Here is a 19,849-nt window from a genome sequence, read left to right as displayed (position 1 = left end):
CGAACATGTACTACCGCTGACGGCGGGCCGCGATGAAAACGATCTTGTCGGTCGCCGCGCTGTGCGTGGCGCTCACCGGCTGCATTTCGGTGTATGGCCCCGGGCAGCGATACGCGGCGCGCGATGCGCCGCCGGACCAACACGATACGGCCGACGGTGCATCCGATGCGCCCGGCGCGTCCGGTACCGAAGCAGCGTCGCGCATCGTGATCGGTAATCGCAAGTATGACGAAGTATGGGCGGCGGTCGCGCAGTTCTACGCGGACCACAAGCTCGCGGTGCGCATCAGCGATCGCGACGCGGGCGTCGTTGCCGCCGCGTATGCCGATTATCCGAACGCGGGCAACTTTCTGGACTGTTCCGAACTGAAGCAGACGTCGAACGTGACGCACACGCTGAAAGTCGTCACGCGCATCGACGAGGCGACGCAAGGTGTGAGCGTGTCGATCGACGTCGCGGGCATGGCCGGCGTGGTCGCGGCAGGCAAGCAGAAGGGGGCGCGCGTCGCGTGCCGCTCGAACGGTACGCTGGAACAGACGCTGACGGAGGTGCTGCGCAAGTAGCGGGCCCGCCCGGATCGCCGCAGCAGCGCGGCGTCCGGGCGGCAAGCGCGTGCGTTACTGCCCTGCGCGCTTCGCGAGATCCTCGCGTTGCGACAGGTCTTCGACGTTGACCATCCAGTGCACGCCGAAACGATCCTTCGCCATCCCGAAGCCGAGCGCCCAGAACGTCTTGCCGAACGGCATCGTCACTTCGCCGCCATCGGCGAGCGCATTGAACAGCTTCTGGCCTTCCTCGACCGTCGCCGGGTTCAGCGACAGCGAATAGCCGGCATGCATGCCGCCGCCGGGCTGGCTGCAGTCGCCGTCCGAACACATGATCATCGAGTCGCCGATCGTGAAGCTCGCGTGCATCACCTTCTCGGCCATCTCCGGCGTCATCGGGTAATCGGGGTTCGGCGGCGCATCCTTGAAGTGCATCTTGAACATCGTCTTCGCACCGAGTGCCTTTTCGTAGAACTGAAGGGCTTCGTCGGCGCGACCGTAGAACGTCAAGTACGGTTGGACTTGCATCGTTGTCTCCTGTGATGGGCCGGACCCACGCGTCGGCGCGGGTTCGGGGTCGTGCAAGATTGACTGGGAAAGGGCACGTCGAGAGGCGGCCGGCGCACCCGTGACGTGGATTGTAGTGCGCGAGATTGACGATGGAGTGAAAAATAAAAACGGCCGCGAACATGAGGTTCGCGGCCGTGTGCGGCGTGCGTGCTGACGGCTGTTGTCAGTGCTGCTGACAGCCGCTGACGCGCGGCACGCTTCAGCGCAGCCCGTCGATCAGCTTCTCGAGCTTCACCGCATCGGCGGCAAATACGCGAATGCCTTCGGCGAGCTTTTCGGTGGCCATCGCGTCGTCGTTCAGCTGGAAGCGGAACGCGGCCTCGTCGATTGCGACGCGCTCGGACGGCGTGTCCTGCAGCGCTTCCGGCGACAGCTTGCGCGCGACCGTCTCATTGCTGTCCTGCAGCTTTTGCAGCAAGTCGGGACTGATCGTCAGCAGGTCGCAGCCAGCCAGCTCGGTGATCTGGCTGGTCGTGCGGAAGCTGGCGCCCATCACTTCCGTGTTGTAGCCGAACGTCTTGTAGTACGTGTAGATGCGGCGCACCGACTGGACGCCCGGATCGTTCGCGCCGCCGTCCTTCTCTTCGTTCCATTCCGCGCCGGCCTGCTTCTTGTACCAGTCGTAGATGCGGCCGACGAACGGCGAGATCAGTTGCGCGCCGGCTTCCGCGCACGCGGCGGCCTGCACGAGCGAGAAAAGCAGGGTCATGTTGCACTTGATCCCTTCCTTCTGCAGCACCTCGGCCGCGCGGATGCCTTCCCACGTCGACGCGAGCTTGATCAGGATGCGGTCGCGGCCGATGCCGGCGGCTTCGTACAGCTTGATGAGCTCACGGCCCTTGTCGATCGAGCGTTGCGTGTCGAACGACAGGCGTGCGTCGACTTCGGTCGACACGCGGCCCGGAATCAGCTTCAGGATCTCGGTGCCGAACGCGATCAGCAGGCGGTCGATGATGAAATCGGTGCTTTCGTTGCGATGATCGCGGACGGTCTTCTCGAGGATCGGCTTGTACGCATCCTTCTGGACGGCCTTCAGGATCAGCGACGGGTTCGTGGTCGCGTCCTGCGGCTTGTATTGCGCAAGCTGCTGGAAGTCGCCCGTGTCGGCGACGACGGTCGTGTACTGCTTCAGCTGGTCGAGTGCGGTAGTCATGGCGATTCGGAAGAAGGGCGCGGAGCGCCGGGTTCTCACGGGCCGCGCGAGCGCGGCGGCGAAGCGAAGCGGCGCCGGGCGCCGCTTCCAATCCATCATTCTAGGCCCGATTCGTGTCGAGCACGTTTTGGCGTGCCCGAGGCGTGCTGCAACGCGCGGCGAGCCGCGTCACGCGGGGCGTCGCGCGTTCAGGATCACCTGCGTGACGATCCCCGCGACGAGCCCCCAGAACGCCGAGCCGATCGACAGCAGCGTGAGGCCCGACGCGGTGACCATGAACGTGACGAGTGCCGCTTCGCGCTGCTTCACGTCCTGCATGGCGTTCGCGAGCCCGCTCATGATCGAGCCGAACAGCGCGAGCGCGGCGACCGATACCACGAGCGCCTTCGGCAGCGCCCCGAACAGCGCGGCGATCGTCGCGCCGAAGATGCCGGCGACCAGGTAGAACGTGCCGCACCACACGGCGGCCGTGTAGCGCTTCGCGTGATCCTCGTGCGCTTCGGGTCCGGTGCAGATCGCGGCCGTGATCGCCGCGAGGTTCACGCCGTGCGAGCCGAACGGTGCGAGCAGCAGCGAGGCGAGGCCGGTCGTCGCGATCAGCGGCGACGATGGCGTCCGATAGCCGTCCGCGCGCAGTACCGCGATGCCCGGCACGTTCTGCGACGCCATCGCGACGACGAACAGCGGAATGCCGATGCTGACGATCGACGCGATCGAGAACGCGGGCATCGTGAACACGGGGTGCGCGAGCGCGATGTGGAAGTGGCTGAAATCGAGCAGGCCGAGGCCGCCGGCCACCGCCGTGCCGACGATCAGCGTCGTCACGATCGCATAGCGCGGCGCGAGCCGCTTGACGATCAGGTAGGTGAAGAACATCGCGAGCACGAGCGCGGTCTGGAACTGCGCGGCGCGGAAAATCTCGATGCCGATCTCGAACAGGATGCCCGCGAGCAAGGCGGCGGCGATACCGGCCGGAATCCGGCGCATCAGCGTGTCGAACAGGCCGCTCACGCCGACGGCCGTCAGCAGCAGCGCGCACACGACGAACGCGCCGATCGCCTCGGCATAGGGCACGCCGGGCAGCGACGCGATCAGCAGCGCGGCGCCGGGCGTCGACCACGCGACGACGACGGGCGCGCGAAACCGCAGCGACAGGCCGATCGTCGTCAATGCCATGCCGATCGACAGCGCCCAGATCCACGACGAGATCTGCGCATCGGTGAGGTGGGCGGCGCGGCCGGCCTGGAACATCAGCACGAGCGAGCTGGTGTAGCCGGTCATCATCGCGACGAAGCCGGCGACGAGCGCCGACACGGACGTATCGGCGAAAAAGCGGCGGCCGCCGGCGCGGCTGGCGCTCGCGGTGGGCGAGGGGTTCATGCTATCTCCGGGGGAGGCCGCTCGGACGCGGCCTTTGTATCTGCGAGGGGGTGTTATTTGCTGAGCGCGCGCATCGCGGTTTCGAGGCCGGCGAGCGTGAGCGGATACATGCGATGGCCGAGCAGGTCGCGGATCACCGCGACCGACTGCCGGTATTCCCATAGCCGCTCGGGCTCGGGGTTCAGCCACGCATGATGGGGGAACTGGTCGGCGAGGCGGCGCAGCCACACGGCGCCGGCTTCAGGGTTGTTGTATTCGACCGAGCCGCCGGGCTGCAGCACTTCGTACGGGCTCATCGTCGCGTCGCCGACGAAGATCAGCTTGTAGTCGGGCGTGAACTTGTGCAGCACGTCCCACGTCGCGGTGCGTTCCGAGTGGCGGCGCCGGTTGTTCTTCCACAGGTGGTCGTACACGCAGTTGTGGAAGTAGAAGAATTCGAGGTGCTTGAATTCGGCCTTCGCGGCCGAGAACAGCTCTTCGGTGCGCTTGATGTGGTCGTCCATCGAGCCGCCGACGTCGAGCAGCATCAGCACTTTCACGTTGTTGTGGCGCTCGGGCACCATCCGCAGGTCGAGCCAGCCCGCGTTCGCGGCCGTGCTGCGGATCGTGCCGGGCAGGTCGAGCTCTTCCGCCGCGCCTTCGCGCGCGAAGCGGCGCAGCCGCCGCAGCGCGACCTTGATGTTGCGCGTGCCGATCTCGACCGAATCGTCGTAGTCGCGGTACGCGCGCGCCTCCCACACCTTCACCGCGGTGCGGTTGCCGTTCGACGGGCCGCCGATGCGCACGCCTTCCGGGTTGTAGCCGCCGTGCCCGAACGGCGACGTGCCGCCCGTGCCGATCCACTTGTTGCCGCCTTCGTGGCGTTCCTTCTGCTCGTCGAGCAGCGCCTTCAGGCGCTCCATCAGCTTGTCGAGCCCGCCCATCGCCTCGATCTGCGCCTTTTCCTCCGGCGACAGCTCGCGCTCGAGACGCTTCTCGAGCCAGTCGAGCGGAATGTCGAACGCTTCGGACGGCAGCGTGGAGACGCCGTGGAAATACGCGCCGAACGCCTGGTCGAACTTGTCGAAGTACTGCTCGTCCTTGACGAGCGTCATCCGCGCGAGGAAGTAGAACGCGTCGATCGACGGCGAGATCAGCCCGGCCTTCAGCGATTCGAGCAGCGTCAGGTATTCCTTCACCGAGACGGGCAGCTTGGCTGCGCGCAGCGCGTAGAAGAAATTGAGCAGCATGGCCGGGCCTTCGCGGGTGAGGGAGGATTACCGGTTGTGCCGGTTCATGTAGACGAGCCGTTCGAGCAGGCTCAGGTCCTGCTCGTTCTTCAGCAGCGCGCCCGCGAGCGGCGGCACGATCTGCTTCGCGTCCGCGCCGCGCAGCGCGTCGGCCGGGATGTTTTCGGCGAGCAGCAGCTTCAGCCAGTCGAGCAGCTCGGACGTCGACGGTTTCTTCTTCAGGCCCGACACGCCGCGCAATTCGAAGAAACTCTCGAGCGCCGCGCGCAGCAGCTCCTCGCGGATGTCGGGGAAGTGCACGGCGACGATCTTCTGCATCGTCGACGGGTCGGGAAACTGGATGTAGTGGAAGAAGCAGCGGCGCAGGAACGCGTCGGGCAGCTCCTTCTCGTTGTTCGACGTGATGATCACGAGCGGGCGGTGCTTCGCGCGGACCGTCTCGCGCGTCTCGTACACGTGGAATTCCATCCGGTCGAGCTCGCGCAGCAGGTCGTTCGGGAATTCGATGTCGGCCTTGTCGATTTCGTCGATCAGCAGCACGCTCGGCTGCTCGGCGTCGAACGCCTGCCACAGCACGCCCTTGACGATGTAGTTCGAGATGTCCTTCACGCGCTCGTCGCCGAGCTGCGAGTCGCGCAGCCGCGATACCGCGTCGTATTCGTACAGGCCCTGCTGCGCCTTGGTGGTCGACTTGATGTGCCACTGCAGCAGCGGCATGTCGAGCGCGGCGGCCACTTCCTCGGCGAGCATGGTCTTGCCGGTGCCGGGCTCGCCCTTGATCAGCAGCGGGCGTTGCAGCGTCAGTGCGGCGTTGACCGCGAGCTTCAGATCGTCGGTGGCGACGTACTGCGAGGACCCTTCGAAACGCATGGCGGCGCTCTTCTTCATCGGGAAAAAAACCCAGTATAAGTCAGAAGGGCTGTCCGGTTGGGCTGCGCCCGCGTATCGTTGCGGGGCTGTGGCGGGGCGAACGGGGGCGCCGTATGGACGCGTTCCCCGCCGACGCGGTACAATCTGGCCGTTTTTTTTGGCCTGCGTGGCGATCCGATAAGCACAACGGCGCGGGCCGTTGCCGCTTTGGCGCCAGTTTCCCCTCAAGCTAGGTTACAAGAGCTATGAACAAATTCGTCGGCAAACACGTCGTTGTCGCAGCGCTCGTGGCGCTCGCGGGCAGCGCGCAGGCGGCCGGTGTGGTCGGCAACCCGAAGGACGGGGCGAGCAAGGCCGCCATGTGCATCGGTTGCCACGGCATCCAGGACTACCGCGCGGCGTACCCGGAGGTCTACCGGGTGCCTGTCATTGGCGGCCAGAACCAGCAATACCTCGAGAACGCGCTGAAGGCCTACCGCAAGAAGGATCGTCACTTCCCGTCGATGAATGCGATCGCCGGTTCGCTGACGGACCAGGACATCGCGGATCTGGCGGCCTACTACGCCGCCCAGAAGGCCGACTCGAAGGACAATCCCTACAAGTAAAGCGCGCGCCGCCGATCTCTCCGGCGGGACAGGAGCATTCATGAACAACGCATTCAAGACGGCGGCGGTGGCACTGGCGGCCGGCCTCGCGATCGGTACCGCGCACGCAGCGGACACCACGAAGGGCAAGGAACTGGTCGAGTCGCACAACTGCGCGGCCTGCCACGGCGCGCAGCTGAACAAGCCGATCAACGCCGAATACCCGCGCCTTGCCGGCCAGCACGCCGACTATCTCGTGTGGGCGATGCGCCAGTACCAGATGGGGCTGACGAACCCGCTGCTCGGTCGCAACAACGCGATCATGCAGGCGCAGGTGCAGAACCTGTCGGTCAGCGACATGAAGGACATCGCGTCCTACATCGAGTCGCTGAAGGAAACCGACCTCGTGTTCAAGAAGTAAGCGCGACGGGCCTCACGGGCGCTCGCAACAAAAATACCCCGCCACGGCGGGGTATTTTTTTGCCCGCGCCAGGGCGGAACCCGGGGCGGACGTGCCGGCGCCGTGCGCTCAGTCGCGCGACGCGCGGCGCAGGATGCGCTGCAGGTACGCGTCGGTATCGGGCGGCGTGTTCGTGCGCTGCGCCTCCCAGATCGTCTCGCCGAGGCATTCCATGATCGCGTGCTGTGCATCGTGGGTCGAGTCGAGCTTCGCGGCGAGCTTGTCGTGCGCGGCACGGATGCCGGGCGGCTGGTCGATCGACAGCTGCTCGCTGATCGCGAGATGCATCGACAGGTGCAGGAACGGATTCGTCCGGCCTTCCTCGGGCGTGTAGCTGCGCGCGGCCGCGCCGTCGGCATCGGCGAGTTCGTCGTGGTATTCGGGGTGCGCGATGATCCAGTCGGCGGCCATTGCTTCCAGCGGCGTCAGGATCTCGCCCGCGCGCTGCTTGCGCCAGGTCTCGGTGAAAAAGCGACGCACTTCGTCGCGGCTTGGATTGAACATGGTGGGGAAACGTCGTGATTCCGGCGGCCTCATGCCGCGTCGGGCATTGTACGCCGGGTCGGCGGACGCCGCTGGCGGCGGGGCAGGCGCGCCGCGCAGGCCGGTCGCGACTGCCCCGGGCAGGGCGGCGCAACGGGTAAGCGCGGGCTAGGCTCGGCGCCGCCGCGCCGCTACACTCCGACGATTCCCGTCACGGCGCCTTGCCCGCCCGCTTCATCATGACCGCCACCGTCCGCCCATCGTCCGCCGCCCTGCAGGGCACGCTCTACGTCGCGTTGTCCGCCGCCGCGTTCGGCGCAATGGCGATCTTCGGCCGCTACGCGTATGCGGCCGGCGTCGACGTGCTCGGGCTGCTGATCGTGCGCTTCGCGATCGGCGGCGCGGTGCTCGCGGCGATCGCGCGGCACCGCCGCGTCGCGTGGCCGCGCGGCCGCGCGCTGGTGCCGCTCGTGGCGATGGGCGCGGTCGGCTACGTCGGACAGTCGTTCTGCTATTTCAGCGCGCTGCAGCATGCGCAGGCGAGCCTTGTCGCGTTGCTGCTGTACCTGTATCCGGCGTTCGTCACGCTGCTGGCCGCGTGGTGGCTCGGGGAACGCCTGACGCACGCGAAGGCCGTCGCGCTGGTGCTGTGCGTCGCGGGGTCGGCGCTGATGGTCGGCGGCGGCCACGGCGAACCGCTCGGGATCGCGCTCGCGCTGGCGGCCGCGGTGATCTACTCGCTGTACATCGTCGGCGGCACGAAGGCAACGCGCGGCGTCGATCCGCTCGCGACGACCGCGATCATCTGCCTGTCGGCCACCGCGACGCTCGTGGCGATCGCCGTCGTGCGGACCGCGGCGTTCGGCGCGCCGCCGCGCTGGCCGGCGACCGGCGGCGGCTGGGCGTCGATGCTCGCGATCGCGCTGGTGTCGACGGTCGCGGCGATGCTTGCGTTCTTCGCAGGGCTCGAGCGGCTCGGGGCCGCGCGCACGTCGATGCTGTCGACACTCGAACCGGTCGTGACGGTTGCGCTCGCGGCGCTGCTGTTCGGGGAGGCGCTGTCGCCGCTGCAGTGGGCGGGCGGTGTTGCGATTCTGGCGGCCGTGCTGGCGCTCGTGCGGGCGGGTGGCGCGGCGGCCGACGATGCGACGGCGACGTCCAACGCGTAGTCGGAGAGGGGCAAGCCGCACGCGCCGCGACCGCGCCTACGGATCCGGCCGTGCGGACGCGGGTCGATCGGCCGGCACGGCGCGTGTGCTCGCGCCTGACGCTTACTCGTTGGGCGGCGGCGTCTTCGGCCGGAATTCGCACAGCGGCTCGATCGCGCAATGCCAGCATTCGGGCTTGCGGGCCTTGCACACGTAGCGCCCGTGCAGGATCAGCCAGTGATGCGCGTCCTGCAGGAATTCCTTCGGCGTGAACTTCTCGAGCGCGGCCTCGACGGCCCGCACGTCCTTGCCCGGTGCGAGCCCCGTGCGGTTCGCGACGCGGAAGATATGCGTGTCGACCGCGATCGTCGGCTGGCCGAACGCGGTGTTCAGCACGACGTTCGCGGTTTTGCGGCCGACGCCCGGCAAGCCTTCGAGCGCTTCGCGATCGGCCGGCACCTCGCCGTCGTAACGGTCGAGCAGGATCCGGCAGGTGGCGACCACGTTCTTCGCCTTGGTGCGGTAGAGGCCGATCGTCTTGATGTACTCGGTGACGCCTTCCTCGCCAAGCGCGACGATTTGCCGCGGGGTGTTCGCGACCGGGAACATCTTCCGCATCGCCTTGTTGACCGACACGTCGGTCGCCTGCGCGGACAGCATCACGGCGATCAGCAACTCGAACGGCGTCGAGTACTCGAGCTCGGTGGTCGGATGCGGATTGAGGCTCTGCAGCGTTTCGTAGATCGCGCGTCGTTTGCTGGCGTTCATGGAGCGTTCTGGTCGGGCGGCGCGGACGGGCCGCCGGGGTCGTCGTTGCCTGCGTCGTTCGCTTGATCGCTGCCGCCTGCATCGGCGGCTTCGGCGTCGCGCTGCGCCTGCTGTTCGGCGAGCCGCTTGCGGCGGCCCTCCGCCGCGTCGATCTGTGCCTGGACGGCCGCGCTCACGCCTTCGGTGTTCTTCGGCCCGGCGCCTTGTCCGGACAACTCTTCCTTCTTCTTGCGCGCGCGCTCGAGCGCGGCGGCGATGATCGCGCGTTTCTTCGCGTCGGCGTCGTCAGCGGCGGGTGCGGCGGCGGGTGCGGCGGCGGGTGCGTCAGGCTGCGCCGCAGGTTGTTCCGCGGCCGGCTTTGCGGCGCTGGCCGCGCGTCGTGCGGCGGCGCGCGCTTCGGCGGCATCGCGTTCGCGGCGCTGGCGGGCGAGCCGCAGGTCATGGTGCTCGCGCGCGGCATCGGCCTGTTCCTGCGACCACGCATCCCAGCCCGTGCGATCGCCGGTCACCGGCAGCATCGCGATACAGTCGACCGGGCAGGGTGGCACGCACAGGTCGCAGCCCGTGCACTGCGCTTCGATGATCGTGTGCATCTGCTTCGGCGCGCCGACGATCGCGTCGACCGGGCAGGCCTGCAGGCACAGCGTGCAGCCGATGCACAGGCTTTCGTCGATGAAGGCGACCGCGCGCGGATGCTCGCTGCCGTTGACGGGATTCAGCGGAATCACCGGCTTGCCGAGCAGGCCCGCGAGGCGCGCGATGCCTTCGGCGCCGCCGGGCGGGCACTGGTTGTAGTTCGCGTCGCCGGCGGCGATCGCCTCGGCGTACGGACGGCAGCCGTTATAGCCGCACTTCGTGCATTGCGTCTGGGGAAGCAGATCTTCGATGCGATCCGCGAGTGTTTTGGAGTCGGTCACGGTAACAACGGGCGCAGCGGCGCCGAATGGCTCTCGGCCGCGTCGGGCGCAGCCGGAAAGGTTTGCCAAAGCTCGATTATCACCGATTTCCCGCATTGCGCTGGACGCCGTCTGTGCGCATAATCGAACCGCTTTTTTGCAGGGGCTCAGCAGGAGGGCGGCCGCACGCGGCGCGCCCGTTCCAGGGCGGCCGGCGCCAAGGCGGTGGGGGTGCCGGTCCGGATCAAGCGGCTCACATAGCAAAACGCCACCATGAATCAGCCAAAAATCAAAAGAGATCCTGAAGGTACGCGCCGTCGCATCCTGATGGCGGCAGCCGAAGAGTTCGCGAGTGGAGGGCTGTTCGGCGCACGCGTCGACCAGATCGCGCGCCGGGCCGAAACGAACGAGCGCATGCTCTATTACTACTTCGGCAGCAAGGAGCAGCTCTTTACGGCCGTGCTCGAACATGCGTTTTCCGCGCTGACCGAGGCCGAGCGCGTGCTCGAGCTCGACGGCGTCGCGCCGGTCGAAGCCGTCACGCGGCTCGCGCATTTCGTTTGGGACTACTACCGCGACCATCCGGAGCTGCTCAGGCTCATCAACAACGAGAACCTGCACGAAGCGCGCTACCTGCACAAGTCGACGCGGATCCGCGAGATGATGTCGCCGATCGTCGCGAAGCTCGGCAACGTGCTGACGCGCGGCCAGAAGGCCGGGCTGTTCCGCAGCGACGTCGATCCGCTGCGCTTCTACGTGACGCTGTCGGGGCTCGGCTACTACATCGTGTCGAACCGCTTCACGCTTGCCGCGACGCTCGGCCGCGACTTCACCGACACCGACGAGCGCGCGGAGATGGTCCGGATGAACACCGAGGTACTGCTCGCGTATCTGCTGCGGCGCTGACGCGCCGCCGAGTGGCCGCCGGATGTGAAAACGCCGCCGTGCACAGGCAACGGCGGCGTTTTTTCGTCGGAACGCGGTGCGTCAGGCCGCCTTGCGCGCGCGAACGGTTTTTGCGCGCGGGGTGCTGGCTGCACGCTTCGCGGCCGGCGCGGCCGGCGCGGCCTTGGCGGGGGCGACGGCTGCGGCGGCCTTGGCCGGCGCCTTCGCGCGCGTGCGCTTCGCTACCGTGGCGCGCGTCGCTTCGGTCGGTGCGTTGGCGGCCGGCACGGCCGCGAGCGTCGTGGCCGCCGGCGCGTCCGGGTGATCCTTCGTCGCGCCGTGCTTCGGCTCCGGCGCATGCTCGCGGATGAAATCGCGCAGCTGCGGGTAGATGATCGTGCGCCAGCGGCGGCCCGAGAAGATCCCGTAGTGGCCGCACTTCTCGGCGGTCAGGCTGCGGCGATCGTCTTGCGGGATGCCCGTGCACAGCTCGTGCGCGACGTGCGTCTGGCCGCTGCCCGAGATGTCGTCGAGTTCGCCCTCGATCGTCATCAGCGCGGTGTGCTTGATGTCCTGCGGCCGCACACGCTCGCCTTCGACATCCCACGTGCCCTCCGCGAGCCGGAATTCCTGGAACACGACGCGGATCGTCTCGAGGTAATACTCGGCGGCCATGTCGAGCACCGCGTTGTACTCGTCGTAGAACTGGCGGTGCGCTTCGGCGTCTTCCTCGTCGCCGCGCAGCAGGCTCTGGTAGAAATCCCAATGCGATTGCGCGTGCCGTTCCGGGTTCATCGCGACGAAGCCCGTGTGCTGCAGGAAGCCCGGATACACCTGGCGGCCTTCGCCCGGATAGTTCGCAGGCACCGTGTGGATCACGTTGTTCTCGAACCACGCGGTCGAGTGCTGCGTCGCGAGCGAGTTCACCGACGTCGGGCTGCGGCGCGCGTCGATCGGGCCGCCCATCATCGTCATCGTGAGCGGCGTATCCTCGCCGCGGCTCGCCATCAGCGAGATCGCCGCGAGCACCGGCACCGTGGGCTGGCATACCGAGATCACGTGCAGGTTGCGCGCGCCGATGTGGCGGATGAATTCCTGGATGTACGCGATGTAGTCGTGCAGGTGGAACGGGCCCGTCTCGACCGGCACCATCCGTGCGTCGATCCAGTCGGTGATGTAGACCTTGTGATCCTGCAGCAGCGTGCGCACCGTGTCGCGCAGCAGCGTCGAGTGGTGGCCCGACAGCGGCGCGCAGACCAGCACGACCGGCTCGTCCTTCAGTTGCGTGACCGCCTCGGCGTCGTCCGAGTAGCGCTTGAAACGCAGCAGCCGGCAGAACGGCTTTTCGACGATCGTCTGCTCGACGATCGGGATGTTGTGGCCGTCCTTGACGATCTGATGAATGTTGAATTCGGGCTTCTCGTAATCCTTGCCGAGCCGGTACATCAGTTCGTACGCGGCGGCCATGCGGGTCGCGCCGGGCATCAGCGAGAACGGGCTGGACGGATTGGCGAACGATTTGGACGCGGCCTGGGCCCAGGCCGTCAGCGGGCTCAGCATGGCGCGCTGGAATTCGTGCAGTTGGTAAAGCATGCAGGCTACTCCCGCGTGGGGGACGGTGCGCAAGGGCGGCGTGGGGCGTCGCGGCGTGCCGTATGGGTCAGCGGCCGGCCATGTTGCAGTGCGGCCGGACAATCGCGTCGATCATATCGGACAACGATGGGTGGTGCAATGCAACATTTCCCCGATTTTTCATCAAAATTTTGCGATTTGACGATCTCTGACCAAGCCGCCCGCGCCCCCGTTCAGCCCCCTGTCAACGCCCCGTCGCCACGGCCGGCGCGGGCTGGCCGGCTGCCCGAGCCATCGCCTCCTCGTGGTGCATCAGGTTCATCGCGGTATGCACGAGCGCCACGTGGGAGAACGCCTGCGGGAAGTTCCCGACGAGCCGTCCGGCGACCGGGTCGTACTCCTCCGCGAGCAGCCCGAGGTCGTTCGACAGCGCGAGCAGCCGGCTGAACAGCCGGTGCGCGTCGTCGATCCGGCCGAGCAGCGCGTAGTTGTCGACCAGCCAGAAGCTGCACGCGAGAAACGTGCCTTCGCCGGGCGGCAGGCCGTCGTCGTAATCGGTCGTGCGGTAGCGCATCACGAGCCCGTCATGCAGCAATTCGCGCTCGATCGCCTCGACCGTGCCGACGATGCGCGGGTCTTCCGGCGGCAGGAAGCCGAGCAGCGGCATCAGCAGCACGCTCGCGTCGAGCTCGTCGCTGCCGTAGCTCTGCGCGAACGCCTGCTTGCCCTCGTGCCACGCGTTGGCGCAGACGTCGGCATGGATCTGCTCGCGCAGCGCGCGCCAGCGGTCGAGCGAGCCGGGCAGCCGGAACATTTCCGCCGACTTGATCGCACGGTCGAACGCGACCCACGCCATCACCTTCGAGAACGTGAAATGGAGGCGGCCGCCGCGCGTTTCCCAGATGCCTTCGTCGGGTTCCTGCCAGATCTTCTCGAGATGGTCGAGCAGCGCGCACTGCACGGACCAGACTGTGTCGTCGGCCTGCAGGCCGCCCACGCGTGCAAGGTGCAGTGCAGCCATCACCTCGCCGAATACGTCGAGCTGGAGCTGGTTCGCGGCGCCGTTGCCGACGCGCACCGGCTTCGAGTCCTGGTAGCCGGGCAGCCAGTCGAGCTCCATTTCCGGCAGCCGGCGCTCGCCGGCGATCCCGTACATGATCTGGATCTGCTCGGGCGAACCGGCCATCACGCGGCCGAGCCACGTGCGCCAGGCGCGCGCCTCGTCGTAGTAGCCGCCGCGCATCAGCGCGAGCAGCGTGATCGTCGCGTCGCGCAGCCAGCAGAAGCGGTAGTCCCAGTTGCGGTTGCCGCCGATCTTCTCGGGCAGCGACGTGGTCGGCGCCGCGACGATGCCGCCGGTCGGCTCGTACGCGAGCGCCTTCAGCGTGATCAGCGAACGGCGCACGGCCGCCGCGTAGCGGCCCTGCACCTGGCAGCGGCCCGACCATTCGAGCCAGTAGTTCTCGGTGCGCGCGAGCATCGACAGCGGATCGCGCGCGGGCGGCAGCCGCATGTGCGACGCCGCGTAGCTGAGCGAGAACGGCACGCGCTCGTCGGCGCTGACCGTGAATTCCGCGAGCGTATGGAGGTTCTTGCCGGTGAGCGGCACCGGCGTGCGCAGCACGACGGTGTCGGGGCCGGCGATCGCCTTCATGCCGTCCTCGCGGGCCAGTTGCGTGACCCACGGGATCGAGAAGCCGTAGTCGAAGCGCAACACGAGTTCCATGCGCATCTTCATCGTGCCGTGGCGGCCGACGACGATCCGTACCAGCTCGGACCAGCCGTTGCCGGGCGGCATGAAGTCGATCACGGTGACGGCGCCGTCGGCGCTTTCGTAATCGGTTTCGAGAATCAGCGTGTCGCCGCGATAGCGGCGCGTGGTGTGCGTGATCGCGGCGTCGGCAGCGGGAGCAAGCAGCCAGCGGCCGTGCTCGGGGGTGCCGAGAAGCGCCGCGAAGCAGGCGCCCGAATCGAAGCGGGGCCAGCACAGCCAGTCGACGGAGCCGTCTTTCGAGATCAGCGCGGCCGTGTGGCCGTCGCCGACGAGGGCGTAGTCTTCGATCAGGGCGGGCATGGGCAGGCGATCCTTGGGTATTCGAGTTCACAATGCGGACGGCGGCGCCCGGGCTTCACGCCCGGGCGTCGCGCCCCGTATACTCGGCCGGGCGGCGGAGCGCATGAACGGCCGGCGTTTCGTCCTATCTCAACACTTGAAGCGACTCGATGCAAGGAGGATTCAATGCCCAACCGTTTACGCGAGCGTGACGCACGCGCTTCGACACGAGGGTTCCCGCTTAGGCTCGCTCACTGGATGAAAGGTTTCGCGATCGTGCTCTCCCTGTCCGCGACCCACGCATTTGCGCAGCAATCGCCCGCACCGGCCGACGGCGTCTACAACCTGCTGGTCGGCACCTATACCGGCGGCGGCAGCGACGGCATCTATGTTTACCGCTTCGATACTAAAAACGGCAGCGTTGCGCCGGTATCGTCGGCGAAGACCGTCAACCCGTCGTACCTGTTGCCGAGCCGCGACGGTCGCACCGTCTACGCGGTCAACGAACTGCCCGGCGACGACGGGCCGGCGTCGCAGCGCGGCGGCGTCAGCGCGTTCCGCTTCGACGCGAAGACGGGTGCGCTGAGCTTCATCGACCGCGTGTCGTCGGAAGGGAACGATCCTTGCTATCTCGCGCTGTCGCCGGACGGCAAGTACCTCGTGACGGCCAACTACTCGGTCGCGAAGGATCCGGGCGGCAGCTTCGCGGTGTTTCCGCTGCGTGACGACGGCGCGGTCGGCCAGGCCGTGCTGACCGTGCACCACGAAGGTACGGGGCCCGTGAAAGGCCGCCAGGACGGCGCGCACGTGCATTCGACGGTGTTTTCGCCGGACGGCCGCTACCTGTTCGTGCAGGATCTCGGCGCGGACAAGATCTACGGCTACCGCTACACGGTGGACGGCAGCCGCGGGCTGATCAGCCCGACCGACACGCGCTACACGCCGGTGAAGGCCGGCTCGGGCCCGCGTCACATGGTGTTCAGCGCCGACGGCCGGTTCGCGTACGTGACGAGCGAGCTCAACGCGTCGGTCGAGGTGTTCGGCTATCACGACGGCAAGCTGACGCCGGTCGAGACGGTATCGATGACGGCGCCGGGCTTCAAGGGCAAGGTCGGCGGCGGCGCGATCCACCTGTCGCCGGACGGCCGCTTTCTGTACGCAAGCAACCGCGGCGATGCGAACGACCTCGTGATCTACGCGGTGAACAAGGCCGACGGCCGGCTCAAGCAGGTCGGCCGCCAGTCGAGCCTCGGCAAGACGCCGCGCGAGTTCCTGATCGATCCGACCGGCAAGTGGCTGATCGTCGGCAACCAGGACAGCGACACGTTCTACGTGTTCAGCCGCGATGTCGAAACGGGGCAGCTCGGCGCGAATCCGCAGAAGGTTGCGGTCGGCAAGCCGGTCGACTTCAAGCTGGTGCCGGTGCAGTAAAGGCCAAAGCCGCAAATGAAAAGGGCGCTGCCGATGCAGCGCCCTTTTTTTCGGGGCGCCGGTGCGCCCGTATCGATCGACGGCGGCTGCCCGGCCGCCGCGCTCAGTCGGCCGCGGCCGGCACGAGCACCTCGCGGCTGCCGTTGATGCCCATCGCCGACACGAGCCCGGCCGCTTCCATCTGCTCGACGAGGCGTGCCGCGCGGTTGTAGCCGATGCGCAGTTGCCGCTGCACCGACGAGATCGACGCGCGCCGCGTGCGCACGACGAACGCGACGGCTTCGTCGTACAGCGGATCGGCTTCCGCGTCCGGCGCTTCGCCGAACAGGTCCTGCGTCGCGCCGTCGGCGGCCGGGCCGTCGAGGATGCCTTCCTCGTACTGCGGCTCGCCGAACTGCTTCAGGTACTCGACGATCCGGTGCACTTCCTCGTCGGCGACGAACGCGCCGTGCACGCGCTGCGGATAGCCGGTGCCCGGCGGCAGGAACAGCATGTCGCCCATCCCGAGCAGCGACTCGGCGCCCATCTGGTCGAGGATCGTGCGCGAGTCGATCTTCGACGACACCTGGAACGCGACGCGCGTCGGGATGTTCGCCTTGATCAGACCCGTGATCACGTCGACGGACGGACGCTGCGTCGCAAGGATCAGGTGGATGCCGGCCGCACGCGCCTTCTGCGCGAGGCGCGCGATCAGCTCCTCGATCTTCTTGCCGGCGACCATCATCAGGTCGGCCAGCTCGTCGATCACGACGACGATCAGCGGCAGTTTCGACAGCGGTTCGGGATCCTCGGGCGTCAGCGAGAACGGATTGCCGATCTTCTTTTCCTTCGCTTCCGCGTCGCGGATCTTCTGGTTGAAGCCCGCGAGGTTGCGCACGCCGACGGCCGACATCAGCCGGTAGCGCTTCTCCATCTCGCCGACGCACCAGTTCAGCGCGTTCGCCGCGAGCTTCATGTCGGTGACGACCGGCGCGAGCAGGTGCGGGATGCCTTCGTATACCGACAGCTCCAGCATCTTCGGGTCGATCATGATGAGCCGCACGTCTTCCGGCGTCGCCTTGTACAGCAGCGACAGGATCATCGCGTTGATCGCGACCGACTTGCCCGACCCCGTCGTGCCGGCGACGAGCATGTGCGGCGCCTTCGCGAGATCGGTGACGACCGGGTGGCCCGTGATGTCCTTGCCCATCGCGATCGTCAGTTGCGATTGAGAATGCTGGTACTCGCGCGACGCGAGGATTTCCGACAGGCGGATCATCTGGCGCTTCGCGTTCGGCAGTTCGAGGCCCATGCAGGTCTTGCCGGGAATCGTCTCGACGACGCGGACCGACGTGAGGCCGAGGCCGCGCGACAGATCCTTCATCAGCCCGACGATCTGGCTGCCGCGCACGCCGAGCGCGGGCTCGATCTCGAAGCGCGTGATCACGGGGCCTGCCGATGCGCCGACGACCGTCACGGGGACCTTGAATTCCTGCAGCCGCTGTTCGATCACCTGGGCGGTTTGCGCGAGATGTTCCTCGGTGATCGTTTCGACGTCGTCGGACGCCGGTTCGAGCAGGTCGAGCGTCGGCAGTTCGACGCTGAACGTCGCCGGTGCGTGGAATTCGAACGCGTTCGGGCGCGGCTGGCGCGCGGGGGTGTCGGGGGGCGCGGTGTCGGCAATCGCAGGCGCGGCCGGTTCGCTTGCGCCGATCGGCGCGGAAGCGATGGCCGCCGGCGGCATCGACAGGCTCGAGCCGGGGACGATTGCTGACGGCTGCGGCGCCACGGTCGATGCGGCCGCCGGCGTGACGGACAGGTCATTCGACACGGACCAGCTTGTCGACGTTGTGGCAGGGGCGGGCGATGTCGTGAACGCCGGGGTCGCGGTTGCGGCGGGCGCGGACGCGATCGACGGAGCCTGCGTGGCGGCTGCCGCACCGATGGACACCAGCGATCCGAGCGCGGCGGCAGGCGAGCCTGCGACCGGGTGGGCAGGCGTCGCTGCGGCGGTGGTCGTCGAAGCGATCGTGCCGGAGGACGTCGACATCGGCAGCGACGTCGCGGCGGGGGCGGCAGGCGGTACGGACAGGCTGATTGCCGGCTGCGGAGCGGCAGCGCCGGAGGTGCCGAATGCGGTGCCGGCCGACGGGGTTGCCGTGTCGGGCGACAGCGTCGATGCAGGCACCGAAGAGGGGGCGATAACCGGTGCGGACGTGAAGGTCGCGGGCGTCGCGGCAGCGGGCGCCGGCGTGGCGGAAGTCTGCAGGGGCGAGCCGAACGTCGGTCCCGATGCGCTGCTCGTCGATGGCGTCACGGCGGGCGCATCGGTCGATGCGGGCATCGAAGCGCGCGGAAGCGAACCGTAGGTCATGCCCGTGACGCTGGCCGGTGCGGTCGATACGGCGGAAGCAACGTGCGATACCGATGCGGCCGGTTGCGACGGCGAAGCCGAGGCCGTGCCGGTCGCACCGACCGGTGAAACGGCTGCGGAGACGGGCGCGATGCTCGATGCGGCGACGGGCGCCCGGGCCGTCGAGCCGTTGGCCGTGCCGACCAGCGGCGAGGCAGCGGCGGCCGAGGCCGTCGATGCTGCGGCAAACGGCTGAACTGCCGGCGATTGCGGCAGTCCGGCCGAGGCGGCCGTATGCGTCGTTGCAGGTTGTACCGTCGGCGGGGGCGGCGGCGCCCAATGTGTGGCGGTCGTGGTGCCTTGGGCAATGGCCGACAGCGGTGCCTCGCGTTCCGCCTCGACCGGCTTGAGGGCTTCCAGTGCGGGGCTCGTTGCAGCCGGTGCGGACGTGGCCGCAACCGGCGTGGTTCCGGAAAGCGCGTGCGCCGATGCGCCGGCGATCGACGAAGAGGGCAGGGCAGCGAACGGAGCAAGGCTGCCGGCGGGTTTCACGCCGGTCAGCGGATCGGCGACGTCCTGCGGCCTGGGATCGATCGCAGGATCCGGTCGCGCGTTGTGCGTGTCGTCGATATCGACGGACGCCGCCGGGTTGCTTGCCGCGAAGTCGCGAACCGCGTCACCTTGCGGTTGTGCGAAGGCGGCATTGACGGGCTTCGATCCTGCCGCGTCCAGCGGCGACTCGGCGATCGGATGCGCGACTGGTACGTCGAGCGCGGCGAAAACCGGCGGGCGGGCGACGTCTTCCCACGGCGCGAGGTCGATCGGTGCATCGAACGACGGCGCGGGTGTGATCCCGGATGCGTGTGCGGCGGGCGCATCGTCGACGTGACGGATCGCGTCGCCCGCGCGATGCGGGAACACGGCATCGTCGATGCCGGTATCCGGCACTGCGTGCCGTGCGGCGTCGTCGAATGCCGAGGTGCCCGAATCGACAACGGGAGCGTGCGCGATACCGGATTCTGCCGGCATGAATGCGTCGAGCACGATCGGTGCGTGGTCGTCGTAGGCGGGCGCTGCATCGTGTTCGAGCGGAACGCCGGCGTCATGGGCTGCGATGCCGTGCGCCGCGGAGGCGAACGCGTTCGACACGGCTGCCGACGCGGGCGCGGCCACGCTGCCGGCTGCCGCGGCGATACCCGCCACGGTCGCGGCTGCCGCCGCCGCGTGTGTGCCATCGGCCGACTGCGCGCTACCGATCGTCGCCCATTGCGCGGTGCTGGCCTCGATCGAGCGCAGCGTGTCGTGAACGCTCGGTGCCGGCGTGATCGGTGCGGCGGGCTTCTCCGTCCACGCATAGAGCGGCGCGCGCGCCGGTTGTGGCGGCGACGGGCGGCGGCGTGCCGCGTCCGGCGGCTGGCCGGCGGCGGCCGTGCCCGTGGCCGGGCGCACCGGCGGACGCGGCGGTTGCGCACCGGCAACCGGCCGGGGCG

General features: G+C 68.1%; 17 protein-coding genes. 6 read left to right on the top strand and 11 right to left on the bottom strand.

Annotated features, from left to right (window positions below):
* The first annotated feature begins 32 nt into the window (after positions 1–32).
* Entirely contained in the window at positions 33–563 is a 531-nt protein-coding gene (locus BLA15945_RS16205; protein WP_174992921.1) for a hypothetical protein, read from the top strand.
* A 54-nt stretch (positions 564–617) separates the two neighbouring features.
* Here the strand turns inward: BLA15945_RS16205 and BLA15945_RS16200 are convergent, their stop codons facing one another.
* The 5 genes from BLA15945_RS16200 to BLA15945_RS16180 all read right to left on the bottom strand — a co-directional run bounded on the left by BLA15945_RS16200 (position 618) and on the right by BLA15945_RS16180 (position 5,747).
* On the bottom strand, positions 618–1,073 hold the full coding sequence (locus tag BLA15945_RS16200; protein ID WP_059233531.1) for a VOC family protein: 456 nt from the start codon (positions 1,071–1,073) through the stop codon (positions 618–620).
* Between the two features lie 241 nt (positions 1,074–1,314).
* Positions 1,315–2,268 (bottom strand): transaldolase, encoded by a 954-nt coding sequence (gene tal, locus BLA15945_RS16195; RefSeq protein ID WP_059236663.1) that lies wholly within the window; start codon positions 2,266–2,268, stop codon positions 1,315–1,317.
* Positions 2,269–2,436: 168 nt separating this feature from the next.
* Positions 2,437–3,648 carry a benzoate/H(+) symporter BenE family transporter gene (locus BLA15945_RS16190; protein WP_059233532.1) on the bottom strand — a complete coding sequence of 404 codons (1,212 nt, stop codon included), beginning with the start codon at positions 3,646–3,648 and terminating at the stop codon, positions 2,437–2,439.
* Between the two features lie 53 nt (positions 3,649–3,701).
* A complete protein-coding gene (locus BLA15945_RS16185; RefSeq protein ID WP_059233533.1) occupies positions 3,702–4,877 on the bottom strand; it encodes a vWA domain-containing protein in 1,176 nt (391 codons plus the stop codon).
* Positions 4,878–4,904: 27 nt separating this feature from the next.
* Positions 4,905–5,747, bottom strand: coding sequence for an AAA family ATPase (locus tag BLA15945_RS16180; RefSeq protein ID WP_059236665.1), 843 nt, complete (start codon positions 5,745–5,747; stop codon positions 4,905–4,907).
* 245 nt (positions 5,748–5,992) lie between these two features.
* On the opposite strand from BLA15945_RS16180, the gene BLA15945_RS16175 reads away from it, so the two are divergent.
* Both BLA15945_RS16175 and BLA15945_RS16170 read left to right on the top strand, forming a co-directional pair.
* Positions 5,993–6,352, top strand: a complete 360-nt coding sequence (locus BLA15945_RS16175; protein ID WP_059233534.1) for a c-type cytochrome — start codon at positions 5,993–5,995, stop codon at positions 6,350–6,352.
* Between the two features lie 40 nt (positions 6,353–6,392).
* Complete coding sequence (locus BLA15945_RS16170) at positions 6,393–6,752, top strand: c-type cytochrome (RefSeq protein ID WP_059233535.1); 360 nt, start codon at positions 6,393–6,395, stop codon at positions 6,750–6,752.
* Between the two features lie 108 nt (positions 6,753–6,860).
* Here the strand turns inward: BLA15945_RS16170 and BLA15945_RS16165 are convergent, their stop codons facing one another.
* Positions 6,861–7,328 (bottom strand): DUF1841 family protein, encoded by a 468-nt coding sequence (locus tag BLA15945_RS16165; RefSeq protein ID WP_407045107.1) that lies wholly within the window; start codon positions 7,326–7,328, stop codon positions 6,861–6,863.
* Positions 7,329–7,513: 185 nt separating this feature from the next.
* Between BLA15945_RS16165 and BLA15945_RS16160 the strand changes: the two genes are divergently transcribed.
* Positions 7,514–8,443, top strand: a complete 930-nt coding sequence (locus tag BLA15945_RS16160) for a DMT family transporter (RefSeq protein WP_059233537.1) — start codon at positions 7,514–7,516, stop codon at positions 8,441–8,443.
* 102 nt (positions 8,444–8,545) lie between these two features.
* Here the strand turns inward: BLA15945_RS16160 and nth are convergent, their stop codons facing one another.
* The gene (gene nth, locus BLA15945_RS16155) at positions 8,546–9,190 is read right to left on the bottom strand and encodes an endonuclease III (RefSeq protein WP_042976184.1); all 645 of its coding nucleotides are present in this window, start codon (positions 9,188–9,190) and stop codon (positions 8,546–8,548) included.
* On the bottom strand, positions 9,187–10,203 hold the full coding sequence (gene rsxB, locus BLA15945_RS16150) for an electron transport complex subunit RsxB (RefSeq protein WP_174992919.1): 1,017 nt from the start codon (positions 10,201–10,203) through the stop codon (positions 9,187–9,189). The genes nth and rsxB overlap by 4 nt, the downstream gene beginning before the upstream one ends.
* Positions 10,204–10,359: 156 nt before the next feature.
* Here rsxB and BLA15945_RS16145 point away from each other — a divergent pair, with 156 nt between their 5' ends.
* Positions 10,360–10,992, top strand: a complete 633-nt coding sequence (locus tag BLA15945_RS16145; RefSeq protein WP_059233539.1) for a TetR family transcriptional regulator — start codon at positions 10,360–10,362, stop codon at positions 10,990–10,992.
* Positions 10,993–11,073: 81 nt separating this feature from the next.
* On the opposite strand, the gene BLA15945_RS16140 is transcribed toward BLA15945_RS16145, so the two are convergent.
* Together BLA15945_RS16140 and BLA15945_RS16135 are read right to left on the bottom strand one after the other, a co-directional pair.
* Positions 11,074–12,564, bottom strand: coding sequence for a polyhydroxyalkanoate depolymerase (locus BLA15945_RS16140; RefSeq protein ID WP_174992918.1), 1,491 nt, complete (start codon positions 12,562–12,564; stop codon positions 11,074–11,076).
* 223 nt (positions 12,565–12,787) lie between these two features.
* Positions 12,788–14,617 carry a glycoside hydrolase family 15 protein gene (locus BLA15945_RS16135; protein WP_174992917.1) on the bottom strand — a complete coding sequence of 610 codons (1,830 nt, stop codon included), beginning with the start codon at positions 14,615–14,617 and terminating at the stop codon, positions 12,788–12,790.
* Positions 14,618–14,782: 165 nt separating this feature from the next.
* On the opposite strand from BLA15945_RS16135, the gene BLA15945_RS16130 reads away from it, so the two are divergent.
* On the top strand, positions 14,783–16,027 hold the full coding sequence (locus BLA15945_RS16130; protein WP_155627119.1) for a lactonase family protein: 1,245 nt from the start codon (positions 14,783–14,785) through the stop codon (positions 16,025–16,027).
* Positions 16,028–16,130: 103 nt separating this feature from the next.
* On the opposite strand, the gene BLA15945_RS16125 is transcribed toward BLA15945_RS16130, so the two are convergent.
* On the bottom strand, positions 16,131–19,849 hold a 3,719-nt coding region (locus tag BLA15945_RS16125), incomplete at its 5' end, for a DNA translocase FtsK (protein ID WP_320205722.1).

Origin of the sequence: Burkholderia arboris (genome assembly GCF_902499125.1) — a bacterium.
Classification (GTDB): domain Bacteria; phylum Pseudomonadota; class Gammaproteobacteria; order Burkholderiales; family Burkholderiaceae; genus Burkholderia; species Burkholderia arboris.
Note: the sequence above shows the minus strand (reverse complement) of the source record. Positions and strands in the feature narration are given on the sequence as shown.